This is a genomic window from Agrobacterium sp. SORGH_AS 787 (assembly GCF_030819035.1).
GTDB lineage: Bacteria > Pseudomonadota > Alphaproteobacteria > Rhizobiales > Rhizobiaceae > Agrobacterium > Agrobacterium larrymoorei_B.
In genome coordinates, this window is sequence record NZ_JAUTBG010000002.1 from 1319017 (window position 1) to 1336297 (window position 17281).

At 58.8% G+C, this 17281-nt stretch carries 19 protein-coding genes, 1 tRNA gene and 1 riboswitch; of the genes, 7 read left to right on the plus strand and 13 right to left on the minus strand.

Annotated elements, in window-relative coordinates; genetic code table 11:
* Positions 1-4: 4 nt before the first annotated feature.
* Complete coding sequence (gene phoU, locus QE435_RS15645) at positions 5-721, plus strand: phosphate signaling complex protein PhoU (protein ID WP_174062010.1); 717 nt, start codon at positions 5-7, stop codon at positions 719-721.
* A 22-nt stretch (positions 722-743) separates the two neighbouring features.
* The gene (phoB, locus tag QE435_RS15650) at positions 744-1427 is read left to right on the plus strand and encodes a phosphate regulon transcriptional regulator PhoB (RefSeq protein WP_027676016.1); all 684 of its coding nucleotides are present in this window, start codon (positions 744-746) and stop codon (positions 1425-1427) included.
* 189 nt (positions 1428-1616) lie between these two features.
* Here the strand turns inward: phoB and QE435_RS15655 are convergent, their stop codons facing one another.
* The 3 genes from QE435_RS15655 to QE435_RS15665 all read right to left on the minus strand — a co-directional run bounded on the left by QE435_RS15655 (position 1617) and on the right by QE435_RS15665 (position 2583).
* Positions 1617-1739 (minus strand): hypothetical protein, encoded by a 123-nt coding sequence (locus QE435_RS15655; protein WP_349041940.1) that lies wholly within the window; start codon positions 1737-1739, stop codon positions 1617-1619.
* 51 nt (positions 1740-1790) lie between these two features.
* On the minus strand, positions 1791-1928 hold the full coding sequence (locus QE435_RS15660) for a hypothetical protein (RefSeq protein ID WP_349041941.1): 138 nt from the start codon (positions 1926-1928) through the stop codon (positions 1791-1793).
* Positions 1929-2046: 118 nt separating this feature from the next.
* On the minus strand, positions 2047-2583 hold the full coding sequence (locus QE435_RS15665) for a GcrA family cell cycle regulator (RefSeq protein ID WP_349041942.1): 537 nt from the start codon (positions 2581-2583) through the stop codon (positions 2047-2049).
* Positions 2584-3035: 452 nt separating this feature from the next.
* Between QE435_RS15665 and QE435_RS15670 the strand changes: the two genes are divergently transcribed.
* The 3 genes from QE435_RS15670 (at position 3036) to QE435_RS15680 (ending at position 6460) form a co-directional block, all read left to right on the plus strand.
* Entirely contained in the window at positions 3036-4244 is a 1209-nt protein-coding gene (locus QE435_RS15670) for an aspartate aminotransferase family protein (RefSeq protein WP_309772329.1), read from the plus strand.
* A gap of 58 nt (positions 4245-4302) precedes the next feature.
* Positions 4303-5214, plus strand: a complete 912-nt coding sequence (gene argF, locus QE435_RS15675; protein WP_349041943.1) for an ornithine carbamoyltransferase — start codon at positions 4303-4305, stop codon at positions 5212-5214.
* Between the two features lie 259 nt (positions 5215-5473).
* On the plus strand, positions 5474-6460 hold the full coding sequence (locus QE435_RS15680; RefSeq protein WP_349041944.1) for an Hsp33 family molecular chaperone: 987 nt from the start codon (positions 5474-5476) through the stop codon (positions 6458-6460).
* A gap of 26 nt (positions 6461-6486) precedes the next feature.
* Here QE435_RS15680 and apaG read toward each other — a convergent pair whose 3' ends face one another.
* Together apaG and QE435_RS15690 are read right to left on the minus strand one after the other, a co-directional pair.
* Positions 6487-6879: a Co2+/Mg2+ efflux protein ApaG gene (gene apaG / locus QE435_RS15685; protein ID WP_306934758.1), complete on the minus strand. Its 393-nt coding sequence runs from the start codon at positions 6877-6879 to the stop codon at positions 6487-6489.
* A 385-nt stretch (positions 6880-7264) separates the two neighbouring features.
* On the minus strand, positions 7265-8449 hold the full coding sequence (locus tag QE435_RS15690; RefSeq protein WP_309772332.1) for an O-succinylhomoserine sulfhydrylase: 1185 nt from the start codon (positions 8447-8449) through the stop codon (positions 7265-7267).
* A 42-nt stretch (positions 8450-8491) separates the two neighbouring features.
* Positions 8492-8570: riboswitch (SAM riboswitch) on the minus strand.
* A gap of 74 nt (positions 8571-8644) precedes the next feature.
* Here QE435_RS15690 and QE435_RS15695 point away from each other — a divergent pair.
* On the plus strand, positions 8645-9742 hold the full coding sequence (locus tag QE435_RS15695; RefSeq protein ID WP_349041945.1) for a 2'-deoxycytidine 5'-triphosphate deaminase: 1098 nt from the start codon (positions 8645-8647) through the stop codon (positions 9740-9742).
* Between the two features lie 82 nt (positions 9743-9824).
* Positions 9825-9898: transfer RNA gene (locus QE435_RS15700), tRNA-Gly, on the plus strand.
* 86 nt (positions 9899-9984) lie between these two features.
* Here QE435_RS15700 and QE435_RS15705 read toward each other — a convergent pair.
* The 8 genes from QE435_RS15705 to QE435_RS15740 all read right to left on the minus strand — a co-directional run bounded on the left by QE435_RS15705 (position 9985) and on the right by QE435_RS15740 (position 16921).
* Entirely contained in the window at positions 9985-10263 is a 279-nt protein-coding gene (locus tag QE435_RS15705) for a hypothetical protein (protein ID WP_306930852.1), read from the minus strand.
* A gap of 127 nt (positions 10264-10390) precedes the next feature.
* Positions 10391-10636 (minus strand): hypothetical protein, encoded by a 246-nt coding sequence (locus tag QE435_RS15710; protein WP_306930854.1) that lies wholly within the window; start codon positions 10634-10636, stop codon positions 10391-10393.
* 120 nt (positions 10637-10756) lie between these two features.
* On the minus strand, positions 10757-10966 hold the full coding sequence (locus QE435_RS15715; protein ID WP_034806062.1) for a cold-shock protein: 210 nt from the start codon (positions 10964-10966) through the stop codon (positions 10757-10759).
* Between the two features lie 654 nt (positions 10967-11620).
* Positions 11621-12526 carry a sugar phosphate isomerase/epimerase gene (locus QE435_RS15720; RefSeq protein ID WP_349041946.1) on the minus strand — a complete coding sequence of 302 codons (906 nt, stop codon included), beginning with the start codon at positions 12524-12526 and terminating at the stop codon, positions 11621-11623.
* Between the two features lie 38 nt (positions 12527-12564).
* Entirely contained in the window at positions 12565-13695 is a 1131-nt protein-coding gene (gene ugpC, locus QE435_RS15725) for a sn-glycerol-3-phosphate ABC transporter ATP-binding protein UgpC (RefSeq protein WP_349041947.1), read from the minus strand.
* A 28-nt stretch (positions 13696-13723) separates the two neighbouring features.
* Complete coding sequence (ugpE, locus tag QE435_RS15730; RefSeq protein ID WP_349041948.1) at positions 13724-14611, minus strand: sn-glycerol-3-phosphate ABC transporter permease UgpE; 888 nt, start codon at positions 14609-14611, stop codon at positions 13724-13726.
* A gap of 7 nt (positions 14612-14618) precedes the next feature.
* The gene (locus QE435_RS15735) at positions 14619-15509 is read right to left on the minus strand and encodes a sugar ABC transporter permease (protein WP_309772336.1); all 891 of its coding nucleotides are present in this window, start codon (positions 15507-15509) and stop codon (positions 14619-14621) included.
* 68 nt (positions 15510-15577) lie between these two features.
* Entirely contained in the window at positions 15578-16921 is a 1344-nt protein-coding gene (locus tag QE435_RS15740; RefSeq protein ID WP_309772337.1) for an extracellular solute-binding protein, read from the minus strand.
* Positions 16922-17281 lie beyond the last annotated feature (360 nt).

Below are 17281 nucleotides of genomic sequence, written 5' to 3' on the forward strand. Positions count from 1 at the left end.
GAACATGCCGACACATTCCCACATCATGTCAGCCTATGACGAGGAGCTGAAGTTCCTCAGCCGCCGGATCGCCGAAATGGGCGGGTTGGCCGAGCAGATGTGCGCCGATGCCGTGCGCGCGCTCGTCAATTCCGATGCGGCGCTGGCGCAGAAAGTCATCTCGGACGATACGATCCTCGATCACGCCGAGCGTGAAATCGGCGACAAGGCGATCGTCACCATCGCCAAGCGCCAGCCGATGGCAGCAGACCTTCGTGAAATCATCGGGTCGTTGCGCATTGCCGCGGACCTCGAGCGTGTCGGCGATCTCGGCAAAAACACCGCCAAGCGTGTGATTGCGGTTGCTGGCACAGGCGTTCCGCGCAAGCTGGCGCGCGGCCTTGAGCATCTGTCGGAACTGGCGCTGGTGCAGTTGAAGGAAGTGCTGGACGTCTACTCCACGCGCTCGGCGGAAAAGGCCCAGGCCATCCGCGAGCGCGACGAGGAAATCGACGCCATGTACACCTCGCTGTTCCGCGAGCTTCTGACCTACATGATGGAAGATCCACGCAACATCACCACCTGCACGCATCTTCTGTTCTGCGCCAAGAACATCGAGCGCGTCGGCGACCACGCCACCAACATTGCCGAGACCATCTACTACATGACCACCGGCAGCCAGCCGGCGGGTGAGCGTCCGAAGGACGATAGTTCCAACACGCTCGGCGCTGTGACCGAGTAAGCGACAGATAGGATCTGGAGCCATGGTGCCGAAAATCGCCGTTGTCGAAGATGAGGAGGCGCTGAGCGTCCTCCTCCGTTACAATCTCGAATCCGAAGGCTATGATGTCGACACCATTCCGCGTGGCGACGAGGCCGAAATCCGCCTTCAGGAGCGCACGCCGGATCTTCTGATCCTCGACTGGATGTTGCCTGGCGTCTCCGGCATCGAGCTTTGCCGCCGCCTGCGCATGCGTCCGGAGACAGAGCGTTTGCCGATCATCATGCTGACGGCTCGTGGCGAGGAAAGCGAACGGGTTCGGGGCTTGGCAACGGGCGCGGACGACTATGTCGTCAAGCCCTTCTCGACACCGGAGTTGATGGCACGCGTCAAGGCGATGCTGCGCCGCGCCAAGCCAGAGGTTCTGTCCTCCGTGCTGAAATGCGGCGATATCGAACTCGACCGCGAGACGCACCGCGTTCACCGCAAGAGCCGCGAAGTCCGTCTTGGACCAACCGAATTCCGCCTGCTGGAGTTCCTCATGACCTCGCCCGGCCGTGTGTTCTCCCGTTCCCAGCTTCTCGATGGCGTCTGGGGACACGATATCTATGTGGATGAACGCACGGTGGACGTTCATGTCGGCCGCCTGCGTAAGGCGCTGAATTTCTCCAGCATGCAGGATGTCATCCGCACCGTTCGCGGCGCGGGCTATTCCATGGAAGCTTGATCGTCTCGGGGCGCTTAACCCGATGGTGAAGTGCACCGATCCTGTGGCGCCGGACTTGCTGGCGTCACATGAATGATGACGGGATGGGATATCGCGCGGCGTCTATCTCGTCCTGCGACAGCGGGCTGTGTCTCAGCACGTCCAGATAGTTGGCCATGGTTCGGGTGCCGTAGCTGTCTTTGATGGCGCTCAGCGCGAGTAGTCATTCGATCCAGAGAAACAGCGGGCTGTGCTTTCCCGAAACTCCAGCTCGCGGTCGCGCACCAACTCGCCTGCAACGATGGATATCAACTGGAACGCGGCATCGTCCATGTCCGTGGCTTCACGACGCCAATACTCTTCCCCGCGCTCCTCGCAAATCAGTCAGTAGCGTCCGCGTCGGCATTCGACATAGACGGTTGCGTCTCCGCACCGGCGACGCGGGATCGGCGGGAATGGCGTGTCGACGGCTTTTGCCCACAGTGTCGAGATATAGTCGTCCAGCATATCGATCGCATCCATGACGATAGTCTGGGCACAATCGCTGCTGCGGGCAAGTTTTGATTATTTGAGGATGGGGGAGACGGGCCAACAAAAAAAGCGGACCGAAGCCCGCTTTCTGTAATCGCTATGAGAGACCTTACGCCTTACGGCGTTCGCTCACCGGCTGATAAGCCATTTTCGCGTGGAACTTGCAGTAGGGCGAAGCTTCGGACGCTTCGCAGCCGCAGAAATGGAAGTCGTCCTTAAGCGGGTCGCCGACAGGCCACTTGCAGGTGCGCTCGGTCAATTCCGTCAGCGTCAGGCGACGCGAAATCGGAATAACAACGTTGTTGGAAGAGCGGGCATATTCCATGGGCTCGACCGTGTCGATGTCCATATCTTCCTTGAAAGCCAGCGCACCCGTGTTACGGGCAGGTGCCGGACGGTTCGTCGCAGCGCGGGCTGGAGCCGCATAGCTCGCCGGACGCGGCGCTGCCGCCGGACGCTTGGCTGCTGGGCGCGATGTGGCGACCGTGCCACCGGCCTTGGCGCGACCCGGCAGGTTGAGGCGGTGAACCTTGCCGATGACGGCATTGCGGCTCACACCGCCTAGTTGTGCTGCGATCTGGCTTGCGCTAAGCCCTTCGGACCATAATCTCTTGAGCTTTTCTACGCGTTCGTCCGTCCAGTTCATGCCGCTTCTCCGCTCGTCGCGTTGTTCTCGGGCAGAATCCACCCACGATGCCGTGGAGTGAACCACGCGCAGGCCATTCGCCAGATTGTAGGTGACTAGTTCCGCCGCATTGCAGTCTAGTAATTGACGGTTAACCTAATCGTCGGTTGACTCCGTGACAAGAGTCGCGGGAATCATCTGGAATCGATTTTCCGGTTTTCCCCAACTTGCTTCCCCTGTGAGTCAGAAAGGCAACAGTTGGTGGCTGCGCGCAACGCGCCTACCAGAGCTTGAGACGAGCCGAAAGTGCCGAGATTTGTTGACATTAGGCGGGGAAGTGACAATAGTGCGCTGGCAATGAAGACAGCATGCAAGCCGCCGCGAGGCGGCATTTTTGATTTTCAGGGCAGGGATAACCCGATAGCCCTATTGACAGTCGTCTGTCCCGACTTGACGTAAGGAGTGATGTCGCCATGGCCGAAGCTGCCCCCAAATCCGGGCCGTTGTTCGATACGTTTTCCAGAGCCCCCCTGCGCTTCGAACGAGGCGAGGGCGTTTGGCTGATCACGGAAAGCGGCGAGCGATATCTCGATTTCGGTGCGGGCGTTGCCGTGACCTCCGTCGGCCACAGCCATCCCCATATGGTTGAGTCCTTAAAGGCGCAGGTGGAAAAGGTCTGGCACCTGTCCAACCTCTATGAGGTTGCAGGTCAGGAAGTGCTGGCAAAGCGTCTGACGGATGCGACATTCGCCGACAAGGTGTTCTTCACCAACTCCGGTGCGGAAGCGCTGGAATGCGCCATCAAGACGGCACGCCGTTATCAGTACACCCACGGCCATCCGGAAAAATTCCGCATCATCACCTTCGAAGGAGCGTTCCATGGCCGCACGCTCGCCACCATCGCGGCTGGCGGCCAGGCGAAATATCTGGAGGGCTTCGGCCCAAAGGTCGAAGGCTTCGACCAGGTGCCATTCGGCGATCTTGAAGCACTGAAAGCTGCCATCGTGCCGGAAACGGCTGCACTCCTGATCGAACCGATCCAGGGCGAAGGCGGTATCCGTGTCGTTCAGCCCGAGTTCCTGCGTGCGCTTCGGGCGCTCTGTGAAGAGCATGGCCTGTTGTTGATCTTCGACGAAGTGCAGACCGGTGTGGGTCGTACGGGCAAGTTCTTTGCCTATGAGCGCTCGGGTGTCGCGCCTGACATCATGGCCGTTGCCAAAGGCATTGGCGGCGGCTTTCCCTTCGGCGCATGCCTTGCAACGGCGGAAGCCGCTTCCGGCATGACCGCAGGCTCGCACGGCACGACCTATGGCGGCAATCCGCTGGCCATGGCCGCCGGCAATGCCGTGTTGGACATTGTTCTCGCCGATGGCTTCATCGAGCATGTGCGCGATGTCGCGCTGATCTTCCGCCAGGGGCTGGCGTCGCTGAAGGATCGCTATCCCGATGTGATCGAGGAAATCCGTGGCGAAGGTTTGCTGCTTGGCATCAAGGCGCGGGTTCCATCCGGCGATCTGCTTCAGGCGATGCGTGCGGAGCATCTTCTTGGCGTTCCGGCGGGCGATAACGTCATCCGTCTGCTGCCGCCGCTCGTGGTTACGGCTGAAGAAGCGCGTGACGGGCTTGCGCGCATCGAGAAGGCCGCAGAAGCACTCACCACCAAACTGGCAAAGAGCGCCTGACACGGGGCGCATTGAGGGCCGGCGTAAAGGGTGGCCCGCATTGATGGGACTAAATTAAATGGCAAAGCATTTCCTTGACCTTTCGGCCGTCGGTTCGGAAGACCTGCGGCTCATTCTTGAAGACGCCAAGAGCCGCAAGATCGCGACAAAGAACGGAACGGCAGAACAGCCGCTGGCCGGCAAGATGCTGGCGATGATCTTTGAAAAGCCATCGACGCGCACCCGCGTGTCCTTCGATGTCGGCATGCGCCAGCTTGGCGGTGAAACGCTGTTTCTCTCCGGCACCGAAATGCAGCTCGGCCGGGCCGAAACCATTGGCGATACCGCCAAGGTGCTGTCGCGCTATGTCGATGCCATCATGATCCGCACCACCGACCACTCGCGTCTGCTGGAGCTTGCCGAACACGCCACTGTTCCGGTCATCAATGGCCTGACGGACGAGACGCATCCTTGCCAAATCATGGCCGATATCATGACCTTCGAAGAGCATCGTGGCCCAGTGAAGGGCAAGACCATTGCCTGGACGGGCGACGGCAACAACGTGTTGCATTCGCTGGTCGAAGGCTCTGCCCGCTTCGGCTACAAGATGAACATGGCTGTGCCGATGGGCTCGGAGCCTTTAGACAAGTACCTCAATTGGGCGCGCAACAATGGTGGCGAGGTCATGCTTTGCCATGATGCCGAGCGCGCTGTCGCCGGTTCCGACTGCATCGTCACTGACACCTGGGTTTCCATGAACCAGGAGCACAAGGCGCGCGGCCACAATATCTTCCAGCCCTATCAGGTCAATGAAGCACTGATGAAGAAGGCCAATAGCGAGGCACTCTTCATGCACTGCCTGCCCGCGCACCGCGGTGAGGAAGTGACCGATGCGGTGATCGACGGCCCGCAATCGGTGGTCTTCGATGAGGCGGAAAATCGCCTGCATGCGCAAAAGGCCGTGATCGCCTGGTGCATGGGCGTCATCTGAGGCCGAGCGTAGGCTAAGAGTGAGGGCGAGCCTGGAACTTGAATTTCCAGCGCAACGCCCCATCTTTACGCCAACCAGTGCTGCCGGTTCACGGCGGCGTTTCATCAATCGTTTATCGCGACATTTGGGCCGGGGATGGTTTTGTTTTGCCATTCTCCGCTCTATCTTTGCGGAAACAGGACAAGAGACCTGCTGGCCGCGGCCGAAAACGCGGCGATCGTTTCCGAACAGGGGAAAGCAGGGTCGAAGGAGCAGAAGCATGGCGGACGTGACCATAGAACTGGATGATATGAACTTTGCCGGTGACGACAAGGTCGTCCCCTTCCAGGTAGAGGGGCTCGACATTCGTGGCCGCGCGGTGCAGGTCGGTCCGTTGCTGAACGCTATTTTGCAGCGCCATGACTATCCGCCCGTCGTCGCCCGGCTTCTGGCGGAGGCTCTGGTGCTCACGGCGCTGATCGGCACGTCGCTCAAATTCTCCGGCAAGCTCACGGTGCAAACCAAGGGCGATGGCCCCGTCGATCTCTTGGTGGCGGATTTCACCGCACCTGAGAACATGCGCGCCTATGCCCGCTTCGACGATGAGCGTCTGGCGCAGGCGACGGCGGCTGGGGAGACATCGCCTGAGCAACTCCTCGGCACTGGCATTCTCGCTTTCACCATCGACCAGGGGGTGGGCATGCAACCCTATCAGGGCATCGTGCCGCTGGATGGCTCGTCGCTTGAGGAAATCGCCAGTGTTTACTTCCGACAGTCGGAACAATTGCCGACACGGGTGCGCCTCGGTGTGGCAGAGTTCTTCGACCGTGACGGCGAAGGTAAGCCGCGCCGCGGCTGGCGTGCGGGTGGCATCATCGCGCAGTTCCTGCCTCAGGCGCCGGAGCGCCTGCGCACCCGCGACCTTCACGGCGGCGATGGCGATGAAACGTCGTTCGCAGAAGCCGACGACGACGCATGGACCGAAGCGGTGGCGCTGATCGACACGGTGGATACCGACGAGCTGACCGACCCGCAGGTGCCGGTAGAACGTCTGCTGTTCCGGCTCTTCCATGAGCAGGGCGTGCGCGTCTACGAGCCGCAGTCGATCATCGACAAATGCAGCTGCTCGCGCGAGAAAATCAAGGGCGTGCTGTCTGGATTTTCGGCGGAAGAAATCGAGGATAGCCAGGAAGATGGCATCGTTTCAGTCAGCTGTGAGTTCTGCTCGACAACCTATCAATATCCTGTCGAGGAACTGCAGGGGTGAGATCAGGAGCGGGGTGAAAGCCCCGCTCAGTTCAACACGCGCGCAAGACCTGGGCTGTCCAGCGAAAAGGCTGGAATTTCTACGGTGAATATGTCGCCCTTGTCGGTCTCCATCTCGTAATGACCGAACATCATCCCTGAAGGCGTATCCAGCGGGCAACCGGAAGAATACTCGTAACTGTCGCCGGGACGCAGATGCGGTTGTTCACCAACCACGCCTGGCCCAGACACTTCGTCCACCACGCCATTCTGGTCGGTGATATGCCAGTAGCGGTTCACCAGCGTCACCGCCTGGTTGGAGTTGTTCGTGATCACGACCGTGTATCCCCAGACGTAACGGCTATCGTCCGGGTCCGATTGTTCTTCGAGATAATACGGCTCGACGGTGACCTCTATCTCTTTTGTCGATGCACGATACATATTCGCGACCTTGGCTGTCTCTGCCTCTAGCATTTTATTCTACTACACCGAATGAGGGACGGGAATGTCCGTTGAGCCGATCTGCGTAGTTTCAATGCGTTACGAGGCTAAAGCGTTGCGTATCTGGATTGTTTCTTCATTCAATACGCACAAATTCGTGAAAAGAGAGTAGAGAAATAGGAGTTTCTCTAAAATAATGTGGGTTTTGAGCGGGAATTCGTGTGACGAACAGACGCCTTGGAAAACGAGAAAAAATTGCCCGGTGATCGCTCACCGGGCCTTCAGTATGAAGTATGTCGCGCAAAATTGTGCAGCGGTTTTGCGACAACATGCGATAAACAAAGACCTAAAGCTATAGAGCGAATCTGAAAGATCGCGCCCTGCTTTAGGCAGAAACCTTCGCCAGCGCCGCGGCGAAATCGTCCAGCAGGTCGTCGGTGTCTTCGATACCGCAGGACAGTCGTAGCGTGCCACCGGAAATGCCGAGTTCGGCGCGTGCCTCATCCGTCAGGTTCTTGTGGGTCGTGGTGGCCGGATGGGTGATCAGGCTCTTCGCATCACCGAGATTGTTGGAAATCTTGACGACGTCCAGTGCGTTTTGAAGCTTGAAAGCCGCTTCCTTGCCGCCCTTCAATTCGAAGCAGACGAGCGTCGAACCGCCGGACATCTGCCGCGCAATGATGTCGGCCTGCGGATGGTCGGCACGGCCCGGATAAATGACTTTGGCGACCTTGTTCTGCTCCGCCAGGAAGTCTGCGATCTTGCCGGCATTCGCCGTCTGCTGCTTGACGCGCAGAGGCATCGTCTCGATCCCCTTCAGCAGCGTCCATGCGTTAAAGGGGGAAAGCGCCGGGCCGGTGTGGCGGAAGTAATCCTGAAGCTCTTCCTCGATCCACGTCTTGTCCGACAGCACCACGCCGCCAAGGCAGCGACCCTGGCCGTCGATGTGCTTGGTGGCGGAATAGACGACAATATGCGCGCCAAGCTCCAGAGGCTTCTGGAAGAGCGGCGTGGCAAACACGTTGTCAACGACGACCTTCGCGCCGATCTGGTTGGCAAGCTTGGCAACGCCAGCAATATCCACCACTTCCAGCGTCGGGTTAGTCGGGCTTTCAAGGAAGAACAGCTTTGTATTCGGCTTGATCGCCTTTTCCCAATTGGCAAGATCGCGGCCATCGACCAGCGTGCATTCGATGCCGTATTTCGGTGCCAGCGTTTCGACGACCCAACGGCAGGAGCCGAAAAGGGCGCGAGCGGCAACGATGTGATCGCCGGCCTTCAGCTGGCAGAGAATGGCAGCGCTGACAGCGGCCATGCCCGATGCCGTGGCGCGCGCGTCTTCGGCACCTTCCAGCAGGCACATGCGCTTTTCGAACATGTCATTGGTGGGGCTTGCATAGCGCGCATAGATGAAACCGTCTGTTTCGCCCTTGAAGCGTGCTTCCGCCGCTTCCGAGCTTTCATAGACGAAGCCCTGGGTCAGGTAGAGTGCTTCGGACGTTTCACCGTAGGGGGAGCGCAGCGTACCGCCATGTACGAGTTGAGTTGCCGGGCGCCATTTCTTGCTCATGTGATCACCTTCAAACAAAAAAACCGGTCGCAAAAGCAGACCGGTTCCAAGCACCCGGTCTTTTTAGCCACTTGTTTAACGTGGCTGCAAGCCGACCGGCCAAATCACCACGGGATAAGCTTGCCATACTGCCGTTAACAACTTGCGTCAATGGCTTCCTTTTGATTTTGTCGGCGCGGAACAGGAACGATGACGATGACGAGAACCACGGGTATTCTGGCCGATGGCGCGATACGGGCGCTGTTTTCTTCCGGCCACCTGAAGAGCGAGCGGGCGCTGGATGTGGACCAGGTGCAGCCGGCAAGCCTCGACTTGCGTCTCGGTGCGAAAGCCTACCGGGTGCGCGCAAGCTTCATGCCCGGCCCATCGACTAAAGTGATTGAGAAGCTGGATCGGCTGCGCCTGCATGAGATTGATCTCAGCGAGGGTGCGGTGCTGGAAACCGGTTGCGTCTATATCGTGCCACTGATGGAAACGCTGGCGCTGCCCGCGGACATGTCCGCGTCCGCCAATCCGAAAAGCTCCACCGGCCGCCTCGATATCTTCACCCGCGTCATCACCGACCACGCACAGGAGTTCGACAAGATCCCTGCAGGTTATCAGGGCCCGCTCTATCTGGAAGTCAGCCCGCGCACCTTCCCGATCGTCGTGCGCCAGGGCTCGCGCCTTTCGCAGATCCGCTTCCGCATCGGTCATTCGCTGTTGAACGAAGGTGAATTGCAGGCGCTGCACGAGAGCGAAATCCTCGTGGCCAGCGACACGCCGAACGTATCGGGCGGAGGGATCGCGCTGTCCATCGATCTGCAAGGTTTTGGCGGCAACGGCCTCATCGGTTATCGCGGCAAGCACCACACCGCGGTTGTCGATGTGGACCAGAAGGCAGCCCACGACGTTCTGGATTTCTGGGAGCCGCTCTACTCGCGCGGTCGCGCCGAACTGATCCTCGATCCGGATGAATTCTACATCCTCGTGTCCCGCGAAGCCGTGCATGTGCCTCCGCTTTACGCAGCAGAGATGACGCCTTTCGATCCGTTGGTCGGCGAATTCCGCGTCCATTATGCCGGCTTCTTCGACCCCGGCTTCGGCCACGCCGGCGCTGGCGGCACCGGCAGCCGCGCCGTCCTCGAAGTCAGAAGCCACGAGGTGCCCTTCATCCTCGAACACGGCCAGATCGTCGGCCGCCTTGTCTATGAACATATGCTGGCCAAACCCGAAGGTCTCTACGGCACTGGCCTCGGCTCCAATTATCAGGCCCAGGGCCTGAAGCTCTCCAAGCATTTCCGCGCCGAGTGATCTGTCTGAAGAGATGTCGATAGAGAAACGATCTGCGGCTCGCCTTGACAGCCGCGCCGTTCTATCGGAAGTTTTCGAATATGCGGGTGTAGCTCAATGGTAGAGCAGCAGCTTCCCAAGCTGAATACGAGGGTTCGATTCCCTTCACCCGCTCCAGCTGCCTTTTTAAAATTTTTTTTAGTGTATTTGTTGCCGTACATGGTGCGGAGCGTTCAGGTGAAAGGCCCCGAACGAGCCGCCATTCAAGCGTGGTCGTACGTGAACGACGTCAGCAAGGATGTCACGAAGTTGCTGGCTTTTTCCTTGACGAGGAGTTCCGTCCATTCGTCCGTGCCGCGAAACCTCAGATCCGTCTGGATACTGTCGACCGCTGCCGTTTCGATGCGCTCGATATGTTCTTTGAAATGCGCTTCGCCCTTGGCGTGGTAAAGGTCACGGATCACCACCCGAAGGATTTCCTGCATCGCGATCTGCCAGGCAGTGTTGGTCGCGTTGAGTTCGTTGGCTGTCGTTGTTGACATGCTTCCCACCTGTGTTGCTGGATTTCTTGGCTCTCACCGGGGATGTCGCGCAAAAGCGCGATGCGGTTTTGCGATAACGGCATGCGACAAAACAAAGGTGTAAAGCGTAAGGAGCGAGTCTGAACGATCAGGACGCGGGACGGGCTGACGGCGTTTTCTTGGTACGCTTGGTAATCAGAGCGGCGACTGCAGATTTGCGGTCCGCCAATTCTTTTGCAAGGCGGGCCGCCTTTAGCCTGGCTGTTTTCGCGTCCCGCGCATCGACGGCAGCTTGTAGCTCATCGGCGGCATGATTTTTTGCGAAGAATGGCGTCTGAAGCTTGCCGAAGGCCAGCTCCGCCTGCTGGCGGGATTTGCTGTGTGTTTGTGTCATGGATATTTGCCTTTCCGGCCAAATGCCGAAATGAAAAAGGCCAGGCGAAACGCCTGGCCTCGAATGAAATTGCTCCCGGCAGTGCCAGTACATCCGTGGTCAAAGGGAAGCGGATCTCACTTATGCGGACTGCAGATTGGTCGCAGACATCTTGCCCGATTTGTTGTCGCGCTCGAGTTCGAAGCCAATCTTCTGGCCTTCGACGAGTTCGCGCATTCCTGCGCGCTCGACAGCCGAAATGTGAACGAACGCGTCAGCGCCGCCATTGTCAGGCTGAATGAAGCCGAAGCCCTTGGTGGAATTGAACCATTTAACTGTGCCAGTGGTCATAATGAACCCTTTCAAAGCATAGAGTGAACGACCGCGCAACGAATGCCACGCGGGTAAAAACCGACTATTTTTGAAAGAGAAGTTCGCTTAGAGCGCGGTGCCAATCGCGCGGTAGACAAAGCTCGGCAAGCAAAAGATCGATGATGTATCTATAGGGCAGTTCTCTGCTGCAGTCAACGAAAAGTTTTCACTTTTATCGATGTTCTTCTTTTGGTTGTGTATTTCGCAGGTTGCGTCACTTTTCTTTCGCATAGCCTAAGGGGGCCGTTCCCGCTGGCCGTCACGCCCGCGCCCTTGTCGATACGAAGCGCCGCGCTCCCTTGTGCGTCGGCGCACGGGTCACATCTTCATAAGGCTATGTCCTTCATAGCGACTAGACGAACGCAGACCGTACGGAAGCGGCGAGGGACCGCGCCCATCAAGGCGCGGTCCAGGCGGTCTAAAGCGTATCGCGATCTTTCAGATTCGCTCATACGCTTTAGGTCCTCGTTATCGCATGTCGTTATCGCAAAACCGCTGCACACTTTTGCGCGACATGCTTTTAGGTATGAAGGGAGGATCGGCACTTCAATCCTGCCGCGGCATCGTGCATCGACAGGATTTTTGGAGCGCGAGGGACCAGCGCATGCGGTCCTTCGCTCTCATGAGTGGCCGTTACCGCTTGTTCACCGCATCTGCCAGCTTCATGGCGCGCTCCAGGCAAGCGGGCTGTTGGTCGGCAAAGCGTTCTGCACCGATTTCCATGATGAGGGTGGTGTCGGGAAGGAAGGTGAGTTCGGAGAAGATGTCGTCCCAGTCGATATCGCCCCAGCCGATCGGCAGGTGAAGGTCGCCGATGCCGAGCGCGGTGGCTTCTGCCGGGTGGTAGAATTTTTTCATCGTGTAGGGCAGGCCGAAGCTGTCATGCACATGCAGATGGCCGGTCACGGGCGCCATGGCGCGCAGCTCGTCGCGGAAATTGAGGCCCTTGAAGGTGGATTCAATATAGGCGTGGCTGAAGTCGATCAGGGCTGCGAGATTGTCGTGGCCGACGGCCTTCACGGTCTCGGCCACTTGCGATGGCGTCTGGCGGTACTGGCCGTCTTCCGTGGTGAAGATGTTTTCCAACACGATGCGCACGCCATAGGTCTTGGCAATCTCGGCCATCTCAAAAAGAGCCTCACGCTCCATCTGGTCGAGATCGCTGCCATTCACGCCATCGGACAGGATCGCATTGCCGCTATGGTGGACGAGCACCCTAGCGCCCAGCCGGTCGCAGAGTTCGAGCATGGCGCGAACGACCTTTTTCTGCAGATGCAGGTGCTCGCGATCCATGAAGTTGGAGACGATCTGGCCGTGCAGGGACAGTTTCTTGAAGTCGTACCGCTTAACGATATCTCGAACGCGCTGCGCCCGGTCTTCGATGATACGGCCGCCGGAAATGATTTCCTCGCCATAGATGCCAATCTCACAGGCGCTGGCGCCGGTATCGGCAATGATCTTCAGGGACGAGTCCAGGGTGGAGAGATCGCCGCGCCCTGTGGCATTGCAAAAGCCGACGGCAGAAATGATGGAGGTCATGTGCGTTTCCTTGATGCGCTCTATGAAGCTAACGACATTCAGGCACTATGGGCCAGAATATCCTGGTGGGTGACGCCGGCTCGGTTGGCCGATGCGAGATCGGGATCGATCCGCCGTTCCGTGCTGGGATCGAAAAAGTGAAGATGTGCTGCGGGAAACTGCAGCATGACCCGGTCGCCTGGGCGGACGGTGAGGTCTTCGCCAATCGCAGCGGCAAAGATCTGGCCGCGAATATCGGCGTAGACGATGCGACCGGAGCCGAGTTCCTCGACGAAATCCACCACGGCCGAGATCCCTTCGCCATTGCGGGTGACGATGCACTGCTCCGGTCGAATACCGGCAATGATGTCCTCGCCTGAGGCGGCACGTGCGATTTCCGCCGGCATGGAACTCGTCCAGTTGCCGAAGCTTAGGCAAGCAGTGTCACGATCCACTTTGGCATTGAAGAGGTTCATGGCGGGAGAGCCGATGAAGGAGGCGACGAAGGTGCTCGCTGGTCGGTTATAGATGTCGAGCGGCTGCCCCACCTGTTCGACGTTGCCCTTATTCATGATCACCAGCCGATCCGCCAGCGTCATCGCCTCCACCTGATCATGGGTGACGAAGACCGATGTCGCGGAGAGCCTTTGATGCAGCCTGCGGATTTCGGCGCGCATGGTGACGCGCAGTTTGGCGTCGAGGTTGGACAGCGGCTCGTCGAAGAGAAACACATCCGGCTCGCGAATGATGGCGCGCGCCATGGCAACGCGCTGACGCTGGCCGCCGGAGAGGGCCGCGGGCTTGCGCTCCAGATAGTCGGACAGGCCCACGATCTTCGCCGTTTCCTCGATCCTGCGGCGGCGCTCGGCCTTGGCCACGCCTGCGACCTTCAGCGCATAGCCGATATTGTCGGAAACCGTCATATGCGGGTAGAGCGCATAGTTCTGGAACACCATGGCGCAGCCCCGCTCGCGCGGTTCCAGGCGGTTCACCACCTTGCCGGCAATGGCGATTTCGCCGCCCGTAATGTCTTCCAGCCCGGCAATCATGCGCAGCAGAGTGGATTTGCCACAGCCGGAAGGCCCGAGAATGACGACGAATTCTCCGGACGGAAAGATGAGGTCGACCCCATGCAGCGTCTTGGTCTTGCCGTAGGATTTATGCACCTGACGAATGTCGATCTGCGCCATGGTTTGGCACTCCTGTTCTTTTAAACTGTCATTTCTCGGTGGAGACGAGGCCGCGCACGAACCAGCGCTGCAACAGCCCGACGACAAGAAGCGGCGGCAACATGATGATGAGGGAACCGGCAAGCGTGACGTTCCAGTCGGGCGTGCCGTTTTCGGAAGGGAGGAGGCTGGAGAGCGACATCATCACCGTCTTGTAGGACGGATCGGTCACCATCAGGAGGGGCCAGAGATACTGGTTCCAGCCATAGACGAACATGATCGTCGTCAGCGCCAGCATATTGGTACGAGATAGCGGAAGGATCATATCGACGAAAAAGCGCATCGGTCCGGAGCCATCCATGCGCGCCGCTTCGGCCAGCTCGTCCGGCAACGTCATGAAGAACTGCCGGTAGAGAAATGTGCCGGTGGCGGTGGCAATCAGCGGCAACGTCAAGCCCGCATAGGAATTCAAGAGATTCCACTCGATGTTGATGTCGATGCCGGAGACCGCGTTGATCAGAAGCGCGAAGGGATGGAACATGTCGGCGGCGACCGCATAGGTCGGCACCACACGCACTTCCAGCGGCAGCATCAGCGTGATGAACACCGTCCAGAAAAACACGTGCCGCAACGGCGAGCGGAAGAAGACGATGGCAAAGGCTGTGAGGGCAGACAGCGCAACTTTGCCGACGGTTACCAGCGAGGCCATGATGAAACTGTTGAGCATGGCATTGCCGAGATTGGCACGGTTCCAGGCCGCGTGCATGTTCTCAACCAGTCGATCGCTTGGCATGAAGCTGAAGGGCACGCTGTTGATCTGCTGCAGCGACTGGCTGGCGCCGGAAATGATAACGATGAAGGGGCCGATCAAGAGCAGGAAACCGATGATCATCAGCCCGTAGGTAAAGGCATCGGCGTAGGGGGTGCGTTGGATCATCGCCGTCTCACTTGTAATGCACGCGCCGCTCGATGAAGCGGAACTGGATGAAGGTGAAGACCATGATGAGGCCGATGAGAATGATGCTCTGCGCCGATGCGCCGGAATAGTTGAGCCCCTGGAACGCTTCCTGCACGATGCGGAACACCATGACCTCGGTTGCATGGTTCGGACCGCCGCCGGTCGTGTGGTGCACGATACCGAATGTGTCGGAGCCGACGAAGCCCTCCGTCATCATGGTCACGGTCAGGAAGAAGAGGGTGGGCGCCAGGAGCGGCACCTGAATATCGATGGCGCGGCGGATTGGCCCGGAGCCATCCATCGCAGCCGCTTCCGTCAGGCTTCGCGGCACCGATTGCAGTCCGGCCAGCAGGAAGATGAAGGTATAGCCTGCCCACTTCCAGATGAAGATGATGATGACCAGCGCCAAGGCATGGCTGCCATATTTCGCCGGGTTCCAGATATCTGGATAGATGGCGTTCAGCGAGGCGGCGAGCCCGCGTTCCGGCGACAGGATGAAGCGAAACGCCATACCGGCCGCAGGACCGGCAATCGCAAAGGGCAATATGTAGAGAACGCGGAAGAAGCCGGAGCCCGGCAGTTGTCGATCGACTGCCAGAGCGAGCGTGAGCCCGATGAGAATGGCGAAGAACGGGCCGACAATCGCAAAGATCAGACTAACGGTGACCGAGTTCCAGTAAAGTGGATCGGCGAAGGTCTCGTAGAAATTGGCAAGCCCGACAAACTCCGCGGCCCCACCGAAAGGCGGCTCCAGCGTGAAGGCCCAGTTTACCACAGCCACGGCGGGCCAATAGAAGAACAGGGCAATGAGGACGAGCTGCGGCAGGGCAAAAAGCAGGGGTAGCCAGGTGCTCTTGAAGACGGAGCGCTTTTCCATGGAAATTCCAATAGACAATCTGGATTGTCGTGCCACCCGCGTTGACGGGTGGCACTTTTGGGGAGCGCTTAGTTGATGGAAACGCCGGCAAAGGTCTTTTCGAAGCGGCGCAGGCCGACATTGGAGCGCTCGACAGCCTTGTCGAGTTCCTGCTGAACGTCGCCGTTCTGCATGTAGATCGCCTCAAGTGCGGTGGAGAGTTCCTTGCGGATCTGCGTGAAATTGCCGAGGCGGATGCCGCGCGTGGTATCGGTCGGCTCGGTCAGCGTCAGGCTTTCAATGGCGATTTCACGGCCCTTATACGGCGCCTTGTCGTAGAAGCCGTTCTTCTTCATGCTCTCGAAGCCGGTCTTGGTGACCGGGATGTAGCCGGTGACGGTGGACCACCACTCGACCATGTCCGGTTGGGCGATGAAGTTGAGGAATGCTGCGGCACCCTTGTATTCCGCGTCCGGGCGGCCAGCCATGACCCACAGCGAAGCGCCGCCAACCAGCGACTTCTTGCGCTCGGTACCCTTGAAGACCGGCAACATGGCGACATCCCACTTCACGCCTTCCGGCAGCGTCTTGCCGACGGTGCCGTGATCGGCAATCGAGCTCATCGCCATCTGGCATGTCTGCGATGTGAAGGAGGGGATTGGATCCATGCCGAGCGTCTTGGTCTTGACGACGAAGAGCTTCTCGTCCTGCATCTTCTTGAAGAACTTCAGTTCATCAACGACCTTGGTCTTGTTGACCACGAGTTCCGCATTCAGGCCCTTATAGCCATTGCCTTCGGTCGCGATCGGCTGGTCGTGGATGGCGGAAAACTGTTCGACCAGCGGCCAGGGATCGAAGTTGAATGCCAGCGGGCATTCGTAACCGGCAGCCTTCAGCTTCTTGGCGGCCTCGGCCACATCTTCCCAGGTCTCCGGCTTGCCGGTCACGCCGGCCTTCTCGAAGGCGCTGACATTGTAATAGAAAACGGCGGTCGAGGAATTGAACGGGAAGGAGTTCAGCTCACCGGAAGCACTCGCGTAGTAGTTGGCAATGCCGGGGAAATAGTTGTTCCAGTCGATCTTGTAGCCATTGTCGGCCATCAGCTTTTTGGCCGGAACGAAGGCCTTGGACAGCATCATGTCCAGCGTGCCTGCGTCATAAATCTGCGCGATGGTAGGCTGCTTCTTGGCGCGGTAGGCAGCAATCGTATTCTGCAGCGTCGCGTCATAGCTGTTCTGCGAGGTGCAGACGATTTCATAATCCGGCTGCGACGCGTTGAACTTCTTGCAGGCGTCCTGTACTCGCTCGCCGAGATCGCCGGAGAGGCCGTACCAGAACTCGAATTTTGTCTTTTCAGCATGGGCGGCCGTGGTGCCAAGCGCGGCTGCGACAGCAAGCGATGCCACGAAGGAAGAAAGGGTCGACGTTTTCATGAGGGGAGCCTCGTTGGAAAGGAACGATGGCCTGGTCGCGGAATTTTTCGGCCCAGCGAGCAAAACCGGCGCCGTCCTAACAATGCTGTATGACAGGTCGCGGACGTTTTCTTGAATATTAGATGACGGGCTTGTCATCTTGACGGTCACTCGACCGTCGAAGGATCACCACCAAGCTCTTAATGAGGGATGCCTCGAGGGTCTGCAATTTCTTGCCCCGACGGCATGGCTTTGCGCGAATCTTATGTATAATCACACGCGTAGTCACTGACCTGCACCATCGTGCCAGCCCCTGAACGATGGCGCTTTTACTTCATACCGGGCCGGATCATCTGAATGCGCTCTTTGATGGCACGATTG

Excerpts from the sequence above, each read along its gene's own strand:
- phoU (WP_174062010.1), top strand. The coding sequence starts at position 5 with ATGCCGACACATTCCCACATCATGTCAGCCTATGACGAGGAGCTGAAG.
- phoB (WP_027676016.1), top strand. The coding sequence starts at position 744 with ATGGTGCCGAAAATCGCCGTTGTCGAAGATGAGGAGGCGCTGAGCGTC.
- QE435_RS15655 (WP_349041940.1), bottom strand. The coding sequence starts at position 1,739 with ATGGACGATGCCGCGTTCCAGTTGATATCCATCGTTGCAGGCGAGTTG.
- QE435_RS15660 (WP_349041941.1), bottom strand. The coding sequence starts at position 1,928 with ATGGATGCGATCGATATGCTGGACGACTATATCTCGACACTGTGGGCA.
- QE435_RS15665 (WP_349041942.1), bottom strand. The coding sequence starts at position 2,583 with ATGAACTGGACGGACGAACGCGTAGAAAAGCTCAAGAGATTATGGTCC.
- QE435_RS15670 (WP_309772329.1), top strand. The coding sequence starts at position 3,036 with ATGGCCGAAGCTGCCCCCAAATCCGGGCCGTTGTTCGATACGTTTTCC.
- argF (WP_349041943.1), top strand. The coding sequence starts at position 4,303 with ATGGCAAAGCATTTCCTTGACCTTTCGGCCGTCGGTTCGGAAGACCTG.
- QE435_RS15680 (WP_349041944.1), top strand. The coding sequence starts at position 5,474 with ATGGCGGACGTGACCATAGAACTGGATGATATGAACTTTGCCGGTGAC.
- apaG (WP_306934758.1), bottom strand. The coding sequence starts at position 6,879 with ATGTATCGTGCATCGACAAAAGAGATAGAGGTCACCGTCGAGCCGTAT.
- QE435_RS15690 (WP_309772332.1), bottom strand. The coding sequence starts at position 8,449 with ATGAGCAAGAAATGGCGCCCGGCAACTCAACTCGTACATGGCGGTACG.
- QE435_RS15695 (WP_349041945.1), top strand. The coding sequence starts at position 8,645 with ATGACGAGAACCACGGGTATTCTGGCCGATGGCGCGATACGGGCGCTG.
- QE435_RS15705 (WP_306930852.1), bottom strand. The coding sequence starts at position 10,263 with ATGTCAACAACGACAGCCAACGAACTCAACGCGACCAACACTGCCTGG.
- QE435_RS15710 (WP_306930854.1), bottom strand. The coding sequence starts at position 10,636 with ATGACACAAACACACAGCAAATCCCGCCAGCAGGCGGAGCTGGCCTTC.
- QE435_RS15715 (WP_034806062.1), bottom strand. The coding sequence starts at position 10,966 with ATGACCACTGGCACAGTTAAATGGTTCAATTCCACCAAGGGCTTCGGC.
- QE435_RS15720 (WP_349041946.1), bottom strand. The coding sequence starts at position 12,526 with ATGACCTCCATCATTTCTGCCGTCGGCTTTTGCAATGCCACAGGGCGC.
- ugpC (WP_349041947.1), bottom strand. The coding sequence starts at position 13,695 with ATGGCGCAGATCGACATTCGTCAGGTGCATAAATCCTACGGCAAGACC.
- ugpE (WP_349041948.1), bottom strand. The coding sequence starts at position 14,611 with ATGATCCAACGCACCCCCTACGCCGATGCCTTTACCTACGGGCTGATG.
- QE435_RS15735 (WP_309772336.1), bottom strand. The coding sequence starts at position 15,509 with ATGGAAAAGCGCTCCGTCTTCAAGAGCACCTGGCTACCCCTGCTTTTT.
- QE435_RS15740 (WP_309772337.1), bottom strand. The coding sequence starts at position 16,921 with ATGAAAACGTCGACCCTTTCTTCCTTCGTGGCATCGCTTGCTGTCGCA.